This window comes from Lysinibacillus sp. FSL K6-3209 (genome assembly GCF_037976175.1).
Taxonomy (GTDB): Bacteria; Bacillota; Bacilli; order Bacillales_A; family Planococcaceae; genus Lysinibacillus; species Lysinibacillus sphaericus_D.
Map to the genome: position 1 here is coordinate 4091709 of NZ_CP150264.1, position 22809 is coordinate 4114517.

At 37.0% G+C, this 22809-nt stretch carries 19 protein-coding genes, 1 tRNA gene and 1 rRNA gene; 4 read left to right on the plus strand and 17 right to left on the minus strand.

What is annotated here, in order from left to right; genetic code table 11:
* The first annotated feature begins 70 nt into the window (after positions 1-70).
* Both MHH88_RS19890 and MHH88_RS19895 read left to right on the plus strand, forming a co-directional pair.
* Positions 71-3241 (plus strand): non-ribosomal peptide synthetase, encoded by a 3171-nt coding sequence (locus tag MHH88_RS19890; protein WP_339260219.1) that lies wholly within the window; start codon positions 71-73, stop codon positions 3239-3241.
* Between the two features lie 240 nt (positions 3242-3481).
* Positions 3482-4237 (plus strand): GNAT family N-acetyltransferase, encoded by a 756-nt coding sequence (locus MHH88_RS19895; protein ID WP_339260221.1) that lies wholly within the window; start codon positions 3482-3484, stop codon positions 4235-4237.
* A gap of 179 nt (positions 4238-4416) precedes the next feature.
* On the opposite strand, the gene MHH88_RS19900 is transcribed toward MHH88_RS19895, so the two are convergent.
* From MHH88_RS19900 to groES, 5 genes are all read right to left on the minus strand, one after another.
* The gene (locus MHH88_RS19900) at positions 4417-5895 is read right to left on the minus strand and encodes an MDR family MFS transporter (RefSeq protein ID WP_339260223.1); all 1479 of its coding nucleotides are present in this window, start codon (positions 5893-5895) and stop codon (positions 4417-4419) included.
* 723 nt (positions 5896-6618) lie between these two features.
* The gene (locus MHH88_RS19905) at positions 6619-8676 is read right to left on the minus strand and encodes a HAMP domain-containing sensor histidine kinase (protein WP_339260224.1); all 2058 of its coding nucleotides are present in this window, start codon (positions 8674-8676) and stop codon (positions 6619-6621) included.
* Entirely contained in the window at positions 8663-9349 is a 687-nt protein-coding gene (locus tag MHH88_RS19910) for a response regulator transcription factor (protein WP_024363935.1), read from the minus strand. The genes MHH88_RS19905 and MHH88_RS19910 overlap by 14 nt, the downstream gene beginning before the upstream one ends.
* A gap of 276 nt (positions 9350-9625) precedes the next feature.
* Positions 9626-11260 (minus strand): chaperonin GroEL, encoded by a 1635-nt coding sequence (groL, locus tag MHH88_RS19915; RefSeq protein WP_069510993.1) that lies wholly within the window; start codon positions 11258-11260, stop codon positions 9626-9628.
* A 56-nt stretch (positions 11261-11316) separates the two neighbouring features.
* On the minus strand, positions 11317-11601 hold the full coding sequence (gene groES / locus MHH88_RS19920; RefSeq protein ID WP_024363933.1) for a co-chaperone GroES: 285 nt from the start codon (positions 11599-11601) through the stop codon (positions 11317-11319).
* Between the two features lie 173 nt (positions 11602-11774).
* Here groES and MHH88_RS19925 point away from each other — a divergent pair, with 173 nt between their 5' ends.
* Entirely contained in the window at positions 11775-12539 is a 765-nt protein-coding gene (locus MHH88_RS19925; RefSeq protein ID WP_339260227.1) for a CPBP family intramembrane glutamic endopeptidase, read from the plus strand.
* 37 nt (positions 12540-12576) lie between these two features.
* Here the strand turns inward: MHH88_RS19925 and tatC are convergent, their stop codons facing one another.
* From tatC to MHH88_RS19940, 3 genes are all read right to left on the minus strand, one after another.
* Complete coding sequence (tatC, locus tag MHH88_RS19930) at positions 12577-13398, minus strand: twin-arginine translocase subunit TatC (protein ID WP_069510997.1); 822 nt, start codon at positions 13396-13398, stop codon at positions 12577-12579.
* A gap of 20 nt (positions 13399-13418) precedes the next feature.
* Positions 13419-13634, minus strand: a complete 216-nt coding sequence (locus MHH88_RS19935; protein WP_069510999.1) for a twin-arginine translocase TatA/TatE family subunit — start codon at positions 13632-13634, stop codon at positions 13419-13421.
* A gap of 114 nt (positions 13635-13748) precedes the next feature.
* Entirely contained in the window at positions 13749-14384 is a 636-nt protein-coding gene (locus MHH88_RS19940; protein ID WP_024363929.1) for a redox-sensing transcriptional repressor Rex, read from the minus strand.
* 295 nt (positions 14385-14679) lie between these two features.
* On the opposite strand from MHH88_RS19940, the gene MHH88_RS19945 reads away from it, so the two are divergent.
* Positions 14680-16623, plus strand: a complete 1944-nt coding sequence (locus MHH88_RS19945) for an ATP-binding cassette domain-containing protein (protein WP_339260231.1) — start codon at positions 14680-14682, stop codon at positions 16621-16623.
* 593 nt (positions 16624-17216) lie between these two features.
* Here MHH88_RS19945 and tsaD read toward each other — a convergent pair.
* The 9 genes from tsaD to rrf form a co-directional block, all read right to left on the minus strand.
* Positions 17217-18236, minus strand: a complete 1020-nt coding sequence (tsaD, locus tag MHH88_RS19950) for a tRNA (adenosine(37)-N6)-threonylcarbamoyltransferase complex transferase subunit TsaD (protein ID WP_029747360.1) — start codon at positions 18234-18236, stop codon at positions 17217-17219.
* Positions 18236-18688 carry a ribosomal protein S18-alanine N-acetyltransferase gene (gene rimI, locus MHH88_RS19955; protein ID WP_024363926.1) on the minus strand — a complete coding sequence of 151 codons (453 nt, stop codon included), beginning with the start codon at positions 18686-18688 and terminating at the stop codon, positions 18236-18238. The genes tsaD and rimI overlap by 1 nt, the downstream gene beginning before the upstream one ends.
* 165 nt (positions 18689-18853) lie before the next feature.
* Positions 18854-20008, minus strand: a complete 1155-nt coding sequence (locus MHH88_RS19960) for a transposase (protein WP_339260234.1) — start codon at positions 20006-20008, stop codon at positions 18854-18856.
* Positions 20005-20589 carry an IS607 family transposase gene (locus MHH88_RS19965; protein WP_339260235.1) on the minus strand — a complete coding sequence of 195 codons (585 nt, stop codon included), beginning with the start codon at positions 20587-20589 and terminating at the stop codon, positions 20005-20007. The genes MHH88_RS19960 and MHH88_RS19965 overlap by 4 nt, the downstream gene beginning before the upstream one ends.
* 61 nt (positions 20590-20650) lie before the next feature.
* Positions 20651-21349, minus strand: coding sequence for a tRNA (adenosine(37)-N6)-threonylcarbamoyltransferase complex dimerization subunit type 1 TsaB (gene tsaB / locus MHH88_RS19970; RefSeq protein WP_339260237.1), 699 nt, complete (start codon positions 21347-21349; stop codon positions 20651-20653).
* Entirely contained in the window at positions 21346-21798 is a 453-nt protein-coding gene (gene tsaE, locus MHH88_RS19975) for a tRNA (adenosine(37)-N6)-threonylcarbamoyltransferase complex ATPase subunit type 1 TsaE (RefSeq protein ID WP_024363924.1), read from the minus strand. The genes tsaB and tsaE overlap by 4 nt, the downstream gene beginning before the upstream one ends.
* A 113-nt stretch (positions 21799-21911) precedes the next feature.
* The gene (locus MHH88_RS19980) at positions 21912-22241 is read right to left on the minus strand and encodes a hypothetical protein (protein WP_339260239.1); all 330 of its coding nucleotides are present in this window, start codon (positions 22239-22241) and stop codon (positions 21912-21914) included.
* 194 nt (positions 22242-22435) lie between these two features.
* Positions 22436-22511 (minus strand) — tRNA-Asp (locus MHH88_RS19985).
* 135 nt (positions 22512-22646) lie between these two features.
* Positions 22647-22762, minus strand: a 5S ribosomal RNA gene (gene rrf / locus MHH88_RS19990).
* Between the last annotated feature and the right edge of the window lie 47 nt (positions 22763-22809).

A 22809-nucleotide genomic window follows, 5' to 3' on the forward strand; every position in this document is an offset into this window, starting at 1 on the left:
ATAATAAAGTTACTTCTAATTGCACTAAAGGGGCACAGTCCCCTACTTTCAAAAATAGGAGTTGTTATGATTGAATTTAAAACGAGACCTTGATTTATTTACAGCACATTATCAAACAAACACCCAAGAACAACAGACGTTACCAACCAATTGTACACAACTGTTAACAGAACAAGATAAAGTATTATATCAAGCTTTAAATCAAACAAAAGCCTTTTATGCGAAAGATCAAACAATCCCTAGTGTATTTTATCAATCAGCGGAACGATTCGCTGAAAGAATTGCCCTGTCTTTTAATGATGATCGGATCACCTATCGTCAGCTCAATGAACGCTCCAATCAAGTTGCCCATATGTTACTAGACAATGGTCTCCAAAAAGGTGACAAAGTAGCAATTGTTATGGAACGTAGTCAGGAAACTATTATCAGTTTACTTGGCGTTCTAAAAGCAGGAGGTATTTACGTTCCAATAGATCCCAGCTATCCAAAAGAACGCTGTCAGTACCTTTTAAATGATTCAGGTGCACCATTCATTTTAATAAAAGAAGAACATACAGCGGTACTTACCAATTTATTACATAGCAATTCTCAATGTCGTACAGTGTTTACACTGAATTGCATGGAAATCACGTTTCCAAAAGACAATGTTTATATCGATCTCAGCCCTGCCGATTTAGCCTATATTATTTATACATCTGGCTCGACAGGCAAGCCAAAAGGCGTAATGCTAAAGCATGAATCTGTGATTAACTTAATTACTGATAATCAAAGAATCTACCAAGTAAGTAAATATGATGTCTTTTCGCAATTTATCTCCTATAGTTTTGATCCATCCGTCACAGAAACATTTACTGCTTTCTTTTCTGGCGCTCGATTACATATGCTCACAAGTATTGAGCGCATATCGATTGAAGCATTCGCTGAGATGATTGCAAGGGAAAAAGTGACAACAGCCACTATTCCAAATGCATTCTTTACGCAGCTTGCAACGCATCTCTCCAGCGATTACCAATATCAATTATCATCTCTTAAATATTTGTCTGTAGGTGGAGAAGCCCTTATGCCTGCGGTTATACAAAAGTGGCGTGAAAAATTCGGAACAACAACTGCAATTATTAATGTATATGGACCGACAGAATGTACAGTGCTGTCTTCATATTACAGAGTGCCAGATACTATCATCGAGCATCATGCAAGTATTCCCATTGGCAGACCGATTGCCAATTACGAGATGTATATTATTAATAACGACGGGCAGCTATGTCCTGCCAATGAAGCAGGTGAACTTTATATAGCTGGTGCAGGACTAGCTGCTGGCTATTTAAATAAGCCTGAAAAAACTGCTGAAGCGTTTGTCCCACATCTGTCAAATGAATGTGGGAAGTTGATGTATCGAACAGGTGATTTAGCTCGTTTATTGCCAAATGGTGTAATTGAATTTGTGGGACGCAAAGATTCTCAAATTAAAGTGCGAGGGTTCCGCATTGAGCTTGGGGAAATTGAAACGGTGTTAAGTAATCACCCTAACATCCAAGAAGCCGTAATACTTGCCAAAAAAAGGGATAATGGTAATACTAGCTTGTTTGCCTATTACACGGTATTCGGTGGTATGAAGGTAGAACAGGAAGCACTTCGACATTATTTAGCAGGTCTTTTACCAGACTATATGGTCCCTGAACGTTTAATTGAAGTGCAGGAAATGCCATTATCTCCTACCGGTAAAATTGATCGAAAGCAATTAGCGACACTTGAGGTAACAACACCGCTACCAAGTCATTATGACGCACCTGAAAACACAATACAGCAGCTACTAGCCAGTGCTTGGGAGCAAGTACTAGATGTTGAACGTGTTGGCATTCACGATAACTTCTTTCATATCGGTGGACATTCTTTAAAAGTACTTGAGATTTTAGTACATGTGAAAAAGCATATTCCATTTTTAAAAATTCAAGACTTTTTCCAATACCATACGATTGCTGAATTGGATAATTATATTAGTACGTATCAGCCTGAAACAAATGAGGTATCCCAGCAAACAACTGACTTTGTACGGAAAGATTTAATGGAGCCAAGCCGTCTTACCACTATTCATAATGTCACACCTTTAGCGATGAAAACGGTGCTGTTAACTGGGGCAACAGGTTATTTAGGTAGTCATGTGTTATATGAACTTTTAATGAATACGAACGCACATGTCTATTGTTTAATTAGACAAAGTGCACAGACAACGCCTGATGATAAATTAAAAGATAGTATGTTATTTTATTTTGGACATGCTATTATCCCGATGCTGCAAAAACGAGTGACGGTCATCCAAGGCGATTTAAGTAAGGCAAGACTTGATTTATCTGTTAAAGACCACGCGCTTCTTACTGAAAAAATCGACGCAATTATTCATTGCGGTGCAGATGTAAGACATTTCGGAGCAGCAAGTCATTTTAACGATGTCAATGTGCAAGGTACTAAATATTTGCTAGAGCTTGCTAAATGTAAAGTGGGTGTACATTTCCATTATGTTTCAACAATAGGTATCCCCGAGGAGCTAGCGACAACGCAATGGGGAGACACTCAAGCACAGGGTGATTTCGATTACAATGTTGCACTTTCTAATGTCTATAACCAAAGTAAGTTAGATGCTGAAAATCTTGTTAGAAATGCAGTGAATGATAATATTCCTGTTTCAATTTACCGTATTGGCAATTTAACATGTCATTCGCAGACAGGGAAATTCCAACGCAATATAGATGATAATGCTTTTTATCGTATGATAAAATCAATGCTTTATTTAGGAAAAACACCGTCAGCTCATTGGCATGTCGATTTTACGCCAATTAATTATGCAAGCCAAGCACTTGTAGCACTAGCCCGTCAGCCAAAATCAAATGGGCACATATTCCACCTATGTAACCCAGTACCGCTACTCTATCTCGATTTTGTTGAGGCCATCAAAGACATGGGATATGCGCTAGAAATTGTTACGACAAATGAATACGAAGATTGGCTATTACATTCGGAGCATCCAGAAGAACTACAAGATTATTTATCATTAGCCATTGCACAGCTTGACGGTGATGGCCCAAGCGATTCACCATTTATCATAAATAGTGAAAAAACACAGGACTTTTTAAAGCATACGGATATTACATGTGCAGAGCCTAATCCAGCCTTTATCCGTACAATGATTGCCCATGGCATTCAATTAGGGTATTTCCCTAAGCCAACGCTCGTTACAGTACGATAACGTAGGAATTTAATAAAGATAGCAACAGCTATACTTTTGCGTAAACCTACGGCAAAAGGCATCAAGATTTTTTCTCTCTTGATGCCTTTTGACTTTTTAGATGCCAGTCACTTAGCTTGGAGCGAAGGTGCGCATCATTTAGAATTCCCTTGCTATCAAGTGCCATAGCATTCACACTAATAGCAACAAAGTTTCAATCGTTACCCATTCTCAAGTCATTCTATAATAAGGAGATTTACAATGAACGATATTACTTTTGAGCATATAGAAAAAATTGGCCATATCATTTATGAAGACGAAATGTATCGGCATGTGCATTATCCAGAAATGCTAACCCGTTATGATAGTAATTTTATTTTATTTAAAACAATGCCTGCATTAACGACATTTAAGAAATTAGAGCATTTACTACGCTCCTATCATCAACAACATAATCAGCAACATTTAAAATTTATTTTCCCGTCTAACGAAAAAATTCCGAGCGATATTCACAGTTATTTAACGGATGAAAACTATGATATTGGATTTTTAGAGTTATATACAATTGAACCTAGCCATTTCCCTGCAAAAGTAAACGAGCATGTTGAAGTTCGACCTGTGACTGACGACAATTTAGAGGAATTTTTAACACTGCAGTACAAAGAAGATTTAAGATATGGTGAAACTTTTGCCACTGAAAAACAAGCTTTACTAAAACATCGTTTTCATGATTCGAAGAAACATCAACTCCTTGCTTACTATGAAGGCATCCCAGTTGGTTCTACAGAGCTAATTGAAGAAGATACGACAGTTGAAATTGATAATTTATTTGTACTAGAGGCTTTTCAACGGAAAGGAATAGGTACGCAACTTCAGCAATATGTAATGCAACATTTTCAGCAAAAAACCGTTATTTTAGTAGCAGATGGTGAAGATACACCGAGAGACATGTATCAAAAACAACATTATATTTATCGGGGTTTCCAATATGAAGTTTTAAAAGTTGAAGGTCAATAACTAGCTGTCTTTAGCCGATACTTCAGCATCACAATAAGCTAGAAAAATGATTGCTAGATTACCGTTTTCTCTTTAATTAGCGTAAATGAAAAGCTTCTCAAAAAGTTGATGAAACTGATGAGAAGCTTTTATTTTTAACGTTAGCTATAGTATTGCTCGGTATTGCATCCGGTACTATGCTAAGATTTCGTTTCAGATTGTGTTTCTACTATTTCTTTGGGCACCGCACGATAAACAGTAAATGCCAATATAATCGCTACTATCGTGATAATAAAAGCAATGAGATAAACAAGTTCCACACCAGCAACCATTGCGTGACTAATTGTAGCCGGATCACTCGGATTTGTTGCCTTTTGTAGAAAATGATTTTGTTTGGCATTCATAATACTAATAAAAACAGCAACACCAATAGCGCCTACAACAGGCTGTAAAGTAGTCATCACTGCCGTTCCATGTGGATATAAAGATTTAGGCAGTTGGTTTAAACCATTTGTCTGAGCTGGCATCATAATAGCCGAGACACTTAACATTAATAAAATATAGCATACTACAATTATCCAAATGGGCGTTTCAGCCGTTAATCTGCTCAAAGTAAATACTGTTCCGCTTAAAACAAGTGTTGCTGGAATCATTAATATGCGAGGACCAAATTTATCGAACATTTGCCCCATAATTGGAGACATGAGCCCATTGAGTAAACTCCCTGGTAGTAATACGAGTCCCGCTGTTGCAGCCGTCAAAGCTAATGGTCCCTGCATAAATATAGGTAATATAATTTCTGATGCAAACATCGCCATAATAATAATCACAAACATAAATACAGCGTGTGTATACATTGGATATTTGAACACCCGTAAATCCATAACAGGCTCTTTTAGCTTAAATTGTCTTAAAGAGAACAACACAACACCTATGACTCCGATGATAATCGTCAGAAAAACGCTAGAACTAAGGAAACCTTTTTCACCAGCAGCACTAAACCCGTAAATAATTGCTCCAAACCCAATCGTTGAAAAAAGCAATGATAGAAAATCTATTTTAGGTTTTGTTACTTCCGAAACATTTGTTAAATACTTAAAGGCAAAAACAATTGAAAATATGGCAAAAGGAATAACAATAATAAATAGATAGCGCCAGCCTAAATATTCTACGATAACCCCGGATAAAGTTGGTCCAATTGCCGGTGCAAACGTAAACGTTAAACCTACAATGCCCATAACTTTCCCGCGTTTTTCTGGTGGATATAATAAAAGGAAAACATTAAATATAATAGGCATTAACAACCCTGTTCCAACTGCTTGTATTAAACGCCCTACCAATAAAACCGGAAAACTAGGTGCAATGGCACAAATAATCGTTCCAATTGTGAACGTGACCATCACACCAAGAAATAATTGCCTTGTTGTAAACCACTGCAACATCAATGCAGAGACTGGAATGACTATACCCATGACAAGCATAAACCCTGTTGCCATCCACTGAACGGTTGGTAACGTAATATGGAATTCATGCATTAATGTAGTTAAAGCTATGTTTAACAATGTTTCGTTTAAAACAGCAAAGAACGCACCGATTATTAATGACAACATGATTGGTAATGTTTTAACATTGGGATCCTGTGATAGGAATTCATATTTCACCGTTTGATTTTGATTCATTTATTTACTCCTTACGAATAGTCATATTAAAAAATGCTTCATAGATTTCATTATGATAAGTAACCTATGCTTAAAAATTTGTATATTCAAAACAAATCCTACCCAATCATTCCTAGTTCATATACCATTGGGGAATTCACCACCTTGTATAGAGTCAGAGCATTTCCTTAATACCCACTGTAGAAAACAAAAAGATCACAAACATCTGCCTGTGATCTCAAAAGTAAAGGAAAAAAACCGTCCTAATTTTATGAAGTTAGCCATAGGGCATAAAACACCTACTTTGATTCCATCAAAAAAGGTGTAATTAGACAAAAATAAAAGAAAGGTTGAACAAAGTCGCCTTTCTAACATTGCATATTTTCCCATCGGTTAAACAATCGTTCCTATATTTCGAAGTGTGATATATGGGAAAGATCCATAAACTGATGGAATTGTATTTTCACAAATATGAAATGAGGTATATTAAAAAAAGACAGACTAATTCCGTTTACTCTGCATACACAAACAGAGCCTTTGACCATATTCAATTATTGGTTCAAAGTTTGGAATCGTAGTGTCATATTTAATAGTCCTCCTTTACGCATTTTATAATACATCACGAATTATAACGAACTTATTAACAGAAGTCAAAGATTTCAAGAACAAGAAAAAATTATTACAGTTGTTATTGGAGAACAACTGCAAAAGAATAGGACACACTTTATGCATCCTATTCCTTCACTATTTCAATTCATTTTGAAATTTCGGTAGGTAAATCATCGCTTTAAATAAATCGCCATCTACTTGAATGAAGAACTTTCCATCTTGGATTTGAATAAGGCTTTCAGCTATGGATAACCCTAATCCGCTACCTTGACTCGATCTAGATTCATCCCCGCGTGTAAAACGTTCCATAAGCTCATCGACTGAAATATTTAATTCATACGCTGAAATATTTTTAAATGTTACTAGTAGTTCATTACCTAAGTCTTCAACATCAATATATACTCTGGATGCAGGCAGTGCGTATTTAAAAATATTCGAAAATAAGTTTTCAATGGCGCGCCATAGAAGTTTACCATCAGCCTTCACATAGACTTTTTCCGTTGGGTGGGCTAACTTAAAATCTAAGGATGCCGCTTCGATTTTCTCATCCATCTCCCCTATACCTTGTTTTAGTAACGAAACGATATCAATCCGTTCTAATTGAACAGGCATACTGCCACTCGACGCTTTAGCCGCTTCAAACAAATCGTCCGTTAAAAGCTTAAGCCTTTTCGATTTTTGATCTAATACATCAATATATTCAGCAATTAATTCCGGGTCTTTTTCGATTCTTAATAAATCGACATACGTAATAATAGACGTTAATGGCGTTCTGATATCGTGCGAAACATTCGTAATAAGCTCCGTTTTTAAACGCTCACTCTTGATTTCACTATCCACCGACTTTTTTAAACCATCGGTAATGCTATTAATATTCATGGCAAGTTGGCTAAACTCCCCTTTTCCATCTACTTCAATTCGATGATGAAGGTCACCATTTTTAATTTGCTCTACGCCCTCTTTAATGCGATTAAACGATTTCACCTTTTTCATTGCCAACCAGGCTGCTACGCCTAGTGTAATAGGAAACATAAAAAACGTAGCCACTACTACTAAAGGATAGCCGATAACAAGTAACACAATTTTTACCGCTGTACTCCCATTATCAAATATGTTTTTCACCACAATAAAACATTTTTTAATAATTTGATAGATAAGTGTATGCTGCAGTAATGTTCGATTTTTAATATGCTTTACGAGTGATAAGACTAGCAGCAAAGCAATTATAAAAATAGGCACCGTCAGAAGCAAGTTCATCTTACGTAACACTTCAATAATCATAGCCATCCACATAGAGATTAAACATACGACGATCACAATATTTAAATCATTATATAATTTGTCCATAACATGTAAATGCAGTTCTTTATCTTTGAAAGACGTTCTGCCAATAACAATTATTAAATAAACAAAAGATACAATAAATCCTGCTAGATATAACATAAACTCGTTCAGTAAACGTTTGGCAATTGCTTTATCTTTTTGCCATTCCTGCATTTTTTGCTGTAAGAAAGATTCTTCAAACGCCACATAAATAACATCTGTTTGTGGATTTAACTGTTCCACTTCTTGTGTAACATAATCTACGTACTTACTTTTTCCTACTTCTGTTGGATACAGCTTCTGTTGATAATCATCAAATAGCATATAGGCGCCAAATGATGTAAATTGTTCTTTTTTATTTAGTTCACTATTGGAGAAGATATGTTCACCGTCACTTGCATAATAGACGATTCCTTCAGATGCTTCTAAAGTGTTGAGTAAACGATAAAAAACCCGTACTTGTTGTCTCATACTTTCTTCTTTTTTACTGTTCAATTCATCCGCATATTCTTCTTGAAATATGCGTCTATATTCCAATTCAGTCAAATTCGGATTATACTTTGATGAATATTGAAAATTATTATATAGTTCTTCTTCGATTGCAGTTGTTTCTTCATTTGTAAGTGCCTTACCACTTAAAATATATTCTTCACTTTTATATTGTCCGATTAATTGTGCTAAGGAGCTGATAAGACTATAACTTTCATCAGCGAATACTTGACTTTCAAAATAGTTATCTTGATTGATACTACTAAGATGAACATCATTTAATTCCATGCCCATAATAGCCTTCGCTGTACCCGTTAAACAAGCGATAGCAATTAGAAACACAATCACTTTTGTAATCAGTGCATGACTAATATTTCTCAACTTTATACCCAACTCCCCACACAACTTTTAAATACTTCGGCTCTTTCGGATTAATTTCAATTTTTTCTCGAATTTTCCGAATATGGACTGCCACCGTATTTTCTGGGTTAACGGCGCTTTCATTCCACACCTTTTCATAAATCTCTTCAATCGTAAATACTCTTCCAGTATTGGCTGTAAGTAGCTTTAAAATTTTATACTGTACTGGGGTCAAATGAACAGCTTGTTTATCAACCGTAATGACTTTCTTTTCATCATCAATCATAAGACCACCCGTTTGGAAAATATGGCTACTTACTTCCAGACTGCCAAATGCCGTATACCTTCTTAACTGTGATTTCACTCGAGCGACAAGTTCTAATGGATTAAACGGCTTTGCCATATAATCATCTGCACCAATATTTAAGCCGAGTATTTTATCATAATCCTCCGACTTAGCAGAAAGCATAATTAATGGAATCATATTATCTTGTCGAATCTTCATTGTCGCTGTAATGCCATCCATTTTTGGCATCATAATATCCATAATAATTAGGTGAATCACTTGCTCTTGAATAAGATCAATTGCCTCCACACCATTGTACGCTTTAAATACTTTATATCCCTCATTTTCTAAATAAACGCTTATTGCCCTTACAATTTCTTTATCATCATCACAAATCAAAATGTTCAACTACATTCAATCCTCCATCTCTTTAGGTTCCTGTAATCACTCCTAGTGGATTCGTATAAAAATATAATACTAACTAAATCTTAACAAACCCATGCACCAATTCTTAAGATTTTCTTATTGTTACCTATGTACGATCATTGTCCAGAAAAAAAGAAGCTGTTTTCATGAAAATACAAAAAAAGAAGCCTCTCACAAGTTCCATGAACTTATGAGAGGCTTCGTTAAAATCCTAGCATTTCACCTATACAAACCCTTCTAGTAAGGGGCTGCGGCTTATTACATCATGCCGCCCATGCCACCCATGCCGCCCATATCAGGCATGCCTGGTGCTGCTGGTTCTGGAATATCTGCTACAACCGCTTCTGTTGTTAAGAATAAAGCTGCTACAGATGCTGCGTTTTGTAGTGCTGAACGTGTTACTTTCGCTGGGTCTACTACGCCTGCTTCCATCATGTTTACCCATTCGCCTGTTGCTGCGTTGAAGCCAACACCGATTTCTTCGCGTTTTAAACGGTCTACAATGATAGAACCTTCAAGACCTGCATTGTTTGCGATTTGACGAACTGGCTCTTCTAACGCACGAAGCACGATTTTCACACCAGTTGCTACATCACCATCAACTGCGTCAGCTGCTTTTTCAACTGCTGCATAGACGTTTAGAAGTGCCGTACCACCACCTGATACAATACCTTCTTCAACTGCTGCACGTGTTGAGTTCAGTGCATCTTCAATGCGAAGTTTACGCTCTTTTAGTTCTGTTTCTGTTGCAGCACCAACTTTAATCACTGCTACACCACCAGCTAATTTCGCTAAGCGCTCTTGTAATTTTTCTTTATCGAACTCTGAAGTTGTTTCAGCAAGTTGTGCACGGATTTGGCCTACGCGACTTTCGATTGCATCTGCGCCGCCAACACCTTCTACGATTGTTGTATTGTCTTTTGTTACAACAACTTTCGCTGCACGGCCTAGTGATGTAATATCAGCTGTTTTAAGGTCTAAGCCTAATTCTTCTGTAATTACTTGACCACCTGTTAAGATTGCAATATCTTCTAGCATTGCTTTACGACGGTCACCGAAACCAGGCGCTTTTACTGCTACAGCGTTGAATGTACCGCGTAGTTTGTTTACAACAAGCGTTGCAAGAGCTTCACCTTCAACGTCTTCAGCGATCATTAAAAGTGGACGACCTTGTTGTACCACTTGTTCTAATAGTGGTAAAACTTCTTGGATATTTGTAATTTTCTTATCTGTAATTAAAATGTATGGGTTCTCAAGAACGGCTTCCATTTTATCTGTATCTGTTACCATATAGTGTGATGCATAACCACGATCAAATTGCATACCTTCCACTACATCTAACTCCGTTGTGAATCCTTTAGATTCTTCGATTGTGATAACACCATCATTACCAACACGTTCCATTGCTTCTGCAATTAGTTGGCCTACTTCGTCGTCTGCTGCTGAAATGGCCGCAACTTGTGCAATTTCTTCTTTGTTGCTTACCGGACGAGAAATAGCATGTAATTCTGTCAGTGCAGCTGCTACCGCTTTGTCAATCCCTTTACGGATGCCTACAGGGTTTGCACCAGCCGTTACGTTTTTCAGACCTTCACGGATAATCGCTTGTGCAAGAACTGTTGCAGTCGTTGTACCATCACCAGCAATTTCATTTGTTTTAGAAGCAACTTCTGCAACTAATTTTGCCCCCATATTTTCATATGGATTTTCAAGTTCAATTTCTTTTGCAATTGTTACACCATCATTTGTAATTAATGGTGAGCCGAATTTTTTTTCTAACACGACATTACGACCTTTAGGACCTAATGTCACTTTCACTGCGTTTGCTAATTTATCTACACCTTGAAGCATTAATGAACGCGCTTCTTCTGAGAATTTAATATCTTTTGCCATTTGAATTTACCCTCCTGAAATGGAATATTCGTTAAGCTTGATTCATATAATAATAATTATCCAATAATTGCAAGAATATCGCTTTCGCGTAAGATTAAGTATTCATTGCCTTCATATTTAACTTCTGTACCTGCGTATTTAGAGAAAATAATGTGGTCGTCAACTTTAACGTCAAGCTCTACACGTTGTCCGTTTTCTAAAACACGACCTGTCCCAACTGCTACTACTTTACCTTCTTGCGGTTTTTCTTTTGCAGAGTCTGGTAGTACAATCCCAAATGCAGATTTTTCTTCTACCTCGATTAGTTCGATGACAATACGATCTCCTAGTGGTCTTAACAAGTAAAACAACCTCCTATTAATTTAAATATTAGTTGAAAGTTTATTAGCACTCTATATCAACGAGTGCTAATACATTTATTATGATAATCAATCAATTCTTTTTTTGCAAGCGAGAACTTCGAAAAATTTTGTTTTCTTTCCATATTCCTCTACAATAGAAAGGAAGCTTATGAATGGAAAGGATTTTGACTGTGAATAATTCTCTAAAAAGCGTTCAGCATAAAAAAACTGCTCTGTATGTTTTAATCGTTTACATTATCATGCAAGTATCAGGTAGATGGTTGCTTTTACCGTTCCATAAATTTGTGATGAATACAACAGGCTTATCTCATGAACAAGCAGCTCCTATCACACAAGGCTGGTATATCGCACTTAGCTTCGCGATTGCATTGATTTTAAGTTTAATTTTAACCACTCGCGATAAAACGTTTTGGGATGTCTATCAAGGTAAAAAAGAGTCTATCCCACTTACAATTATGTGGGGCGTTTTAGGTTTCTTCCTTGTATTCTTCGGACAAATGATTGGAGCGGCTATTGAAATGGCCGTTTTTGGAATCGAGGGGGGCTCACAAAACACTGCTGATATCGTAGCGATAGCTAAAGGTGCACCCATTGCCATTTTAGCGATTGTTGTCTTTGGTCCAATTTTAGAGGAATTCGTCTTCCGTCGCGTTATTTTCGGCTCACTTGTTCAAACGACGAATTTCTGGGTGGCAGCCATTGTTAGTGCCATTTTCTTCGCACTGATTCATTTTGATTTTTCACACATCCTGTTGTATACCATTTGTGGTTTGATCTTTGCTTTCCTATACCACAAAACAAAACGGATATGGACATCAATTATTGCGCACATCATGCTAAATGGCTTTGTGACACTTGTCCAATTAAATGCTGAACCGTTGCAAAAGTTTTTAGAAGAACTGCAAAAAATGCAATAAAAAAAGCTGGATGTAGTCATCACATCCAGCTTTTTTATTAGTCATTCATTTCTTCTATTTGTCGTTTTTGCTCAGCTAACAAACGCTCCACTTGCTCGCGTTCTGCTGCTATCCGTTCTTCCTCTAACTGCATTGCTTCGGCTTGTAAAAATTTACGATAGCCCCTGCGCGCTATAATAATACTAATCTCATAAATTAAAAATAGCGGAATTGCTACAATAACGTTTGAAATAAAGTCGGGTGGTGCAAGAAATACCGCTATCACAACTAACACGAAATATGCATATTTTCTGAATTTCACCATTAATTCAGGATTTAATATACCTAAACGCGCTAAAAATAACGTTACAACAGGTAACTGAAAAACGATTCCGAAAGGCATAACTAGGCGAAACAAAAATGAAAAATATTCGTTAATACCAATTGTTTGTTGTATTTCTAAATCCGCAGATAAGCCCATCATAAAGTGCATAACATATGGGAATAGCACATAATAAGAAAATGATGCACCTGCTATAAATAGAATAAACGAGTATGGAATATATTTTAAAGTAGCCTTACGTTCTGTCTCATGTAAACCTGGTGTAATAAACAGCCAGATTTGATGAAGAAGCAATGGTGAACTTAAAACAAATGCTATAATAACCGTCACTTGCAAGTAGACAACAAGTGGGTCGGTCACTTTAAACGCGTTTAAAGTTAGTTGCTCTGCTTCTTTACTATATTGAATATATTTAATAATTGGTTCGGCTAGATAAAAGCCAACTATAAGTGCAATAACAAAGAAAACAGCACAAATTAAGAGCCGTTTTCTAAGTTCTACTAAATGCTCTGTAACAGTTAATTCTCTTGGATTCATATTAAATTGACATCCTTAACTTACTTAACGTTATCATTTTCTTTATGTTCAATTACTTTCTTTTTTGCATCATCATCGTCATCAGCTAGACCTTTTGTTGCATTTTTAAATTCGCGAAGTGTAGAACCCATAGCTTTACCTAGCTCTGGTAATTTCTTTGGTCCGAAAATTAAAATAGCAACCACACCGATAATAACTAGGCCAACTGGTGAAATAGCACTTAAGTGCACAACCATTACAGCCACCTCCTCTTATATATATCATTTTAACTTAAATTTTTAGGTTTGGCGAATTTATTTAGATAGTTTGAACGCCATCAATTGTAACTGTTTACAAAATTGTGAATGCACTTATTTATCGCTATTTCTTATTAAATATATAAGCGCTTGCAATTCAACTGATAAATCTATTGTTAATAATTTCATAGAATCGGGTACAGTAATTCGCTCTGGTGTAAAGTTTAAAATACCTTTTGCGTCCATTGCTGCTAAGCGATCCGCCATCTTCTGAGCAGAGCGTGAAGATACTGTTAAAATAGCTAGGTCTGCCCCGTATTCAGCATACTTTTCTTCTAGTAAATCGGGATGATACACAGGAATATTGCTGATCATTTTCCCTTCCTTTGGCGCCTTCGAGTCAAATGCCACCACAATGTGTGTATTATGATTTTTCTGGAAATTATACTTTAAAAAGGCATTACCTAAGTTCCCCACACCGATTAATGCTACTTTTGTTGTTTCATGCTGATCTAGTGTTTGACTAAAAAATGTCAATAGATGTTGTACATCGTAGCCATATCCCTTTTTCCCAAGCGCACCAAAATAAGAGAAATCACGACGAATCGTTGCAGAGTCGATTTTCATCGCTTCGCTCAATTCCTTCGATGAAATACGTTCCATTCCTTCTTGTGCAAAGTTTTGGATAAATCGATAGTAAAGAGGAAGTCTTTTAGTTGTGGCTTGTGGAATTTTCACTTCTTGTTTCAAACTTTTTCCTCCTTATAAACACATCAAATCCACCGAAGTGCATTTGAATATTCTTTTGAAACATGCTTATACAAATCAATTACACCGCAGTGTAATTGCGTCCAGATTCTTTCCAAGCTTATGCGGTAATCTGTGACATCCACTGGTGGATTTCCCTTTAGTTAACGGCGTTTTTTACGCCACTAACTAAAGAGAAATCGTTTCAATCTTACATGACAGCTTGGAATAAGTAAAGCACTGACATTGCAAGCAAATCCCTCATCATTTACACTAAGAATGAATTGAGGTGTCAAGAATGATTGTATTACAAGTCAATCAACTATATAAATCCTTTATTGCCGATGAAATTTTAAGTGGCGTAAAACTAGAAGTTCAACACCGTGATCGTGTCGCATTAGTAGGACGTAACGGTGCTGGTAAATCCACTTTACTAAAAATCATTGCTGGTCAATTGTCATATGATGCTGGCGATATTATCATTCCAAAAGGTGTACAAGTCGGCTATTTGGAACAACATGCTGGACTAAATTCTACGTTGTCAATTTGGGACGAAATGATGACAATTTTCGAACCGCTTCTTTCACAAGAAAAAGCATTACGTTCCCTTGAACAACAAATGGCTGATCCGGCCGTTTACGATAACTCTGACATGTATTCAAAGATAATGTCCGAATATGACCAATTACAACATGATTTTAAAGATGCAGGTGGCTATCAGTACGAGTCTGATACACGCTCTGTTCTTCATGGTATGCAATTTTACCCAGAGGATTATGAAAAACCAATTAGCTCCTTGTCAGGGGGCCAGCGAACTCGTCTAGCTCTTGCTAAGCTGCTACTAAGCAAGCCCGATTTATTAATTCTCGATGAGCCTACCAACCATTTAGATATTGAAACGCTATCTTGGTTAGAAAATTATTTAAAAGGCTATGAAGGCGCTATTTTAATTGTTTCCCATGACCGTTACTTCTTAGATCAAGTCGTTTCTATTGTTTATGAAGTATCTCGCCATCGCGTCACAAAATATACAGGCAACTATAGTGCCTATTTAGATGAGAAAGCAAAAAACTATGAGCGCGATATGAAAATGTTTGAACGTCAGCAAGATGAGAAAGCCAAGCTTGAGGATTTTATTCAAAAAAATATTGCCCGTGCCTCAACGACCAAAATGGCACAAAGCCGACGCAAAATGCTTGAACGCACAGAATGGATGGACTCCCCTGAAGGAGATGAAAAATCCGCTAGCTTCGGTTTTACAATTGAACGCCAAAGTGGTAATGATGTGCTTTCTATTGATGCCTTAGCTGTTGGCTACGGTGACAAGCAAATTTCTAGCGGCATAACACTACGAACTTTTCGTGAAGACCGCATCGCATTAGTCGGACCAAACGGTGTGGGCAAATCCACATTATTAAAAACCATAGTAAAAGATTTGTCCCCACTTGCAGGGGAAATCCGCTATGGTACCAATGTGCAAATTGGCTATTACGATCAAGAACAGGCGAAACTATCTAGCAATAAAAGCGTTTTAAAGGAACTATGGGATGAATGGCCATTAATGAATGAAAAAGATATTCGCACTGTACTTGGTCGCTTTTTATTCAGCGGCGAAGATGTGGATAAAACGGTAAACTCTTTATCTGGTGGTGAGAAAGCTCGACTGGCATTGGCAAAGTTAATGATGCAAAAAGCGAATTTCTTAATTCTCGATGAGCCTACCAACCATTTAGATTTGGATAGTAAAGAGGTGCTAGAAAATGCCCTAATTGATTATCCTGGAACACTCCTTTTCGTATCACATGACCGTTATTTCATTAACCGAATTGCTACAAAAGTTGTTGAGCTATCTGGAGAAGGTTCTTTTGAGTATTTAGGTGATTATGATTATTATCTTGAGAAAAAACAGGAGCTTTACGAAATTGCTCAAATGAAAGCAGCTTCTCAGTCACAACTACAATCAACAGCATCTGAAAAGACCTCTACTTCAACAATTGATAAAGAGGCAAAAAAACGTGAACGCCAAATTAGAAGAACTATTGAAGAGCTAGAAGTTACCATGCAAAAGGCTTCAATAGAAATTGCTCGTTTAGAAGAAGCACTTTGCGATTCCGAAATTTTCACAGACCATGAGAAAATTACACAACTACAAAATGAGTTAGCTACTGTTAAAGAACAGCACGAAGTCATTGAAATGGAATGGCTTGAGCTAAATGAAGAGTTAGAAAATATTATTTTGTAAATCGTAAAGCAACAGTATAATCTTTTTAGTACTTGGCACTAAACATAAATACCTTGCATAATATACGCTCCAAATCATAAAAATCCACTTTGCTTTCCGCGGGCACACACGTAAGCCGCGGAGTCTTCGTGGATTTTTCCTTACAATTTTCAGAATTGTTTTAGTACCTGTCACCTTGGCTTTTTTCTTTACTCGCCTTTATTTTTCATATATATTGGTCAAGTGCTATTTTTCGACAAAAAATGCCCACAACTTTATACACACTATAAAACTAGTAATATCAACATATCAACAGACTTTTCCACACTGTCCACAATTTCAAATTATTTAATCCACATAGTTTTGTGTAAAATACGCTACTATATATAGAATAATCACAACTTATGCACAAGTTATCCACATTTTGTGCATAAGTACGAATGTTCGCAGTTTTTTCACATGTTTTTTTCACAGGTTCTGTGGATAATTTTCTGAAAAATTTGTCAATTACTCTTTTTCTATTATAAGTATATATTTTCTTACAATATTCAAGATTTTATACGTAAAAAAAGAGGATGCCCGAATAATAACTTGAGCCTCCTCTTTTCAATCTCTTAGTCAACCCACGATTTTAATTCCATACCTGGGCGACCATTCATCATCATATTTCCACGAATACCAGCTTCAAACATTGGTGTTGCGGCTGCTCCAATCATTGCTGCATTGTCTGTACACAATTTCAATGGCGGTACAAAAAATGGAATTCCCTCTTTTGCGAAAACCGTTTCAAGGGATGTGCGCAGTCCTTTATTCGCAGCTACGCCACCAGCTGCGATAACTTGTTTAACATTATACTCCCGCGCTGCACGCAATGTTTTAGCTGTTAGAACTTCCACTACACTTTCCTGAAAGCCCTTTGCAACTGCAGTTGGAGATATTTCTTCACCACGTTGATCCATATTGTGCTTATAGTTAATAACTGCCGATTTTAAACCACTAAAGCTAAAATCATACGAGCCTTCTTCAAGCCATACACGAGGAAAAGCAACGGCTTCTTGCCCTTCATGTGCTAACTGGTCTATACGAGGTCCTCCAGGATATGGTAAGCCTAGCACGCGTGCAACTTTGTCGTATGCTTCACCTGCTGCATCATCTCGCGTTTCGCCAATCACTTCAAATGAACCATGCTCTTTCATATAAACAAGCTCTGTATGTCCCCCTGACACAACAAGGGCTAGAAGTGGAAATTCCATCGGTTGAACAAGTGCGTTAGCATAAATATGTCCAGCAATATGATGCACACCTAAAATCGGTATATTATTGGCAAAGGCAAACGCCTTTGCAGCATTAATGCCAATTAAAAGTGCTCCTACAAGACCAGGCCCTTCTGTAACAGCTACTGCATCTAAGTCAGAGGGTTTCATATTCGCTTGTTTTAACGCCTCTTCAATAACAATAGTAATTTGTTCAACATGATGGCGTGATGCAATTTCCGGTACAACACCACCAAATCGCTTATGACTTTCAATTTGTGAAGCTACCACATTTGAAACAATTTCAGAACCATTACGAATAATCGCGGCTGCTGTTTCATCACAGCTCGATTCAATTGCTAAAATAACTCGATTTTCCATTATAAATTCACCCACATGACTAGGGCATCCTCCCCGTTATCTGTATAGTATCCTTTGCGTATGCCACCATCTTGAAATGCAAGCTTGCGGTAAAGGTTTTGCGCCACAGTATTGGTTTCACGTACCTCTAGACTCATCACGTCCATTCCATGCTCACGTGCAATACGCATCGCTTCCCGCATTAAGCCTTCTCCGATTCCTTGTCCACGAGCCGTCTCTAACACAGCCACATTGGTTATTTGCGCCGCATCTATAACCATCCACATGCCACAAAAACCAATTATAGTATTGTTTTCATCTACTGCTAAAACATAGTGTGCATATTGATTTTCATGCATCTCATAGTAAAAAGAATCCAATGTCCATGGTGTAGGGAATGTAGCAAGCTCAATCGCATATACTGCTGGAACATCCTCTGACACCATTTTACGATATACGATATTACTGCTCATGTGCCTTCTGCTACTAAAAACATTATCAAAAATATTCATTTGACAATGCTAGATGATTTCTTGCTTCTCCGTGTCCCGCCTCGCCACTTGCTCGCTACTGCGGTTTGTGTAACACTCCACAAGCGTAAATTCCGATGTAGCCCACCGTACATATATGAAGTTTAGTTAAGTTAATACTTCATATTCTGTTGCATATTTCAGATTTAAACTGGCATTAAAGTCTCGGTCAATTTCAATTTGACAGTTATTGCAGTGGTATGTTCTATCTGATAAGCTTAGCTTTACCTTTTTCGCACCACAGCACGAACATAGCTTAGACGATGGATAAAAGCGGCTTACTTGTCGCAATTCAATACCATACTCTTTGCATTTTGCGAGCAACCATTCCTTGAAATAATGAAAATTTTGTTGTGCTACTGCTTTTGATAAATGACGATTTTTCATCATACCTTTGACGTTTAAATCTTCAATTGTGATATACGCTGGCTTGGCTTTCACCAGTTGATTCACGACAAAACGAGTGTATTCTCTACGAATATTCGTCAATCTAACATGCAATTTTTGCAATCTGATTAATTGCTTTTGCCTGTTTTTGTAGCAGATTTCACCTACCTTTCTATTTTTATTTTGTTCATAGCTACGACTAAGCTTTCGCTGTTGTCGTTTCAACTGTTTTTCAAGCTTTTTTATTTTAGGTGTTTTGTTAATATTTGAAAATATTTCATGATGACTGCACACCGCAAATTCTTTCAGTCCTACATCTACACCGATTCCGTCATGTTCTGAAATAAGAATAGTTTGTGGTGTATCCATTTCACATAACACTGAAATACAATATCGATTCCCTTGCTGTGAAATCGTGCAGCTTTTCACAACCCTATCTGTTGGAATGTAGCCGTACTCCTTTAAGCGCACCCACCCGATTGTGGGTACTTTAATGCGATGACGTTCTACTAACAAATCCGTTTGGTTGTTTTTCGGGAAGTATGCTTTCACCTGCTGGTCTTTCTTTTTCTTAAAACGTGGGAACTTTGCAATGCCTTTAAAGAAATTTTTAAAGGCACGATCACCATTCATAATGGCTTGTTTAACGGCTTTGCTCGACACATCTTTAATCCAACAATCTTGTTCTTTCACATACACATTGTTTAGCCATTTTGAAAAATCATAGCCTGACAAATGCTTACCTGTTTGTTTGTAGTGATTTTGTGCTTTAGAAAGATATAGATTATATACATAACGACATGTACCGATGGTTTGATTCATTTTTTGTTGCTGTGCTTTAGAAAGAATGATTTCTGTCTTAAAAGCTTTTTTCATAGCTCATCATCCTTAATCTTCTTATATTTTCTTAAACCATAAATTCGACAAGAAAATACATGAATGATTGAAATTAAATCTTGCACAAGTTCTTCTTGTGGAGATAACTTTTCATTATTCACAACAACAATTCCAACACCACATTTTTTCAAAAATGCTTCAAACCAATCATAACCAAAGCGCACAAATCGGTCTTTATGTGAAATAATAATCTGACTTAGTTCTTTTTGTTGTGCCAGCTCAATTAACTCATTCCACTTTTTTCGATTGTCATTCAAACCGCTTGCAATGTCTGTTATAACCTCATCAACAATAATCCCTCTTGAATTCGCGAATGTTTTCAAAAATTCAATTTGATTATCTAAATCATCTTTTTGCCCTCGATTTGAAACTCTGGCATAAATCATCGTCTTACCTACTTTATTTTCACTAATACCCATATATTGCTCGTACTGAGCATGTATGTAATATCTCCTTCCTTTAGGTTTTCGATAAGCGATTAATTTGCCTTCTCTATCCCAACGTTGAAGCGTAATAACAGCTACCCCTAACATAGAGGCAAATTCTTTTGGTTTATACATCTTTTCCATGAATGTAATTTATCACGAATGATTACTTATGATAATGTTTTTGATAACAGTTTTATTTCTCCTTTTGCTCCTTTAACCAATTCGCTTCAGCCTCAGCAATGCGTTTATATTGCGGTATAAAATGGTGAACTGCCTCAATACTCGGTAGCTCTTCAGCGCTCGCTAAAAGAATGGCTGCACTAGCTCGTGGCAAGTCTTCATGAAGAGCTGCACGATGCGCATTTACTCCAAGTACTTCAACAATTTTATCCCAAAATACATCGACATCAGTCCCTACAAATAATATAGGCGCATTTAAAGCCTTCAAACGGGCTAACAGTCCCTCTATATGATCATGATAGTCTTCTATAACAACATCCAGTTTTGTCCCTTTATAAACAGCTGTATATACATTTCCCCGACGTGCATCAAAGATAGGACAAATTAGTCCATCAAAAAGTGCTGCATTTGCTGCTAAAACTTTTAAACTTGAAACACCGACTAATGGCTTTTGAAGCGTCCACGCTAATGTTTTAGCAAGTGTTACACCAATGCGCACACCTGTATAAGATCCAGGTCCTTCTGATACAGCAATTGCATCTAGTTCATTTGGCTTTACACCTACATTTGCTAGTATCGTTTCAATTGCTGGCATGGCTCCTGCAGAATGCGTTAATTTTATATTTTGTACAACCTCGGCCATCACTTTTCCGTCCTTTACAACTGCAACAGAAAGTGGCGCATTAGCTGTTTCAATTCCTAACCAAATCATCTCATTAGCTCCTCACATAGTGCCTCGTATCTCTTTCCATAAGGCATTAACACAAATCGTCTTTCGTTTTCACCGATACGATATATTTCAATTCCTAAACGTTCCTTTGGTAAATCCTGTTCAATTAAATGGGCCCACTCAACAACAGATACCGCATCACCGTAAAATAGCTCATCCCAGCCGAGGTCCTCATCGCTCTCTGCCAAGCGATATACATCTAAATGATTAAAAGGTAAACGTCCCTCATATTGTTTTACAATAGTAAAAGTAGGGCTATTAACCGTTCTTGTTACTCCTAGCCCTTTTGCTAATGCTTTTGTAAAGGTGGTTTTCCCAGCCCCTAAATCCCCTTCTAATGTAATTGTATCTTGAGCCATCAGTAAATTTGCTAACTTAATGGCAAAGCGCTCTGTATCCTCTAGTGAATTCATTATTTTTTCAAATATCATCTCTATTTCCTCTCCTAGCTCATTACTTCTAGTTTACCGAAACACAAGCAAATGTTCAAAGCATCCAGTGATTTTCAAAAAAAATAAACACGTCTTCCTGATTGAAGACGTGCCTACTCTCTTGTTGAATATCCCTTTACAGCAATAACCTCTTTATTTACTAACTTATCATCTTTAAATTGAACTATGTATGCTTGTGTCATAAGAATTTCATCATTCCAACGATAATAATCATTTTCAATCATCTCACTAGCGTCCCCACCAGCAATTTTAACTACGTCCATATAAGTCATACCTTGCTTTAGCTGCCCAAATTCATTTTCATTCATATTTTTTTGCCAATGATACGAATTCGATTCCTCGATATCAATAATGTGCACTCCACAAGCAACCTTAAGTATAAAGATTAACCAATAGATACCGAAACGAAATGCTATAGGCATACCTCCGTCCTTGCAAAAAATCATACTGTCTATACATATGCAACGGGCGATGATTTAGTGCACATCTGTTAGTATCCTCTATTTTCATTGGGCTATTGGCGTTTTCTCTCAGTCTAGTGGCGATTTCCTACGCACGCAAATAAAAAAAGTCCTTATGATTAATAATAATCATAAGAACTGTAATTTCATATAAATGGCGGTCCCGACCGGGATCGAACCGGCGATCTCCTGCGTGACAGGCAGGCATGTTAACCGCTACACCACGGGACCTCTTTAAGACATTTATAAATATAACACAAAAAATATAAAACTACAATACTATTTTTATTATTTATTAAAAAATAGTAAAAAATACCTCTAATATGGCAATAAAAAACAGCCAGCACACGGCTAACTGTTTGAATTGCCTAGCGACGTCCTACTCTCACAGGGGGAAGCCCCCAACTACCATCGGCGCTAAAGAGCTTAACTTCCGTGTTCGGTATGGGAACGGGTGTGACCTCTTTGCCATCATCACTAGACAGTATTTAATTGAAAGATTATTCTTTCAAAACTGGATAAACGGTAC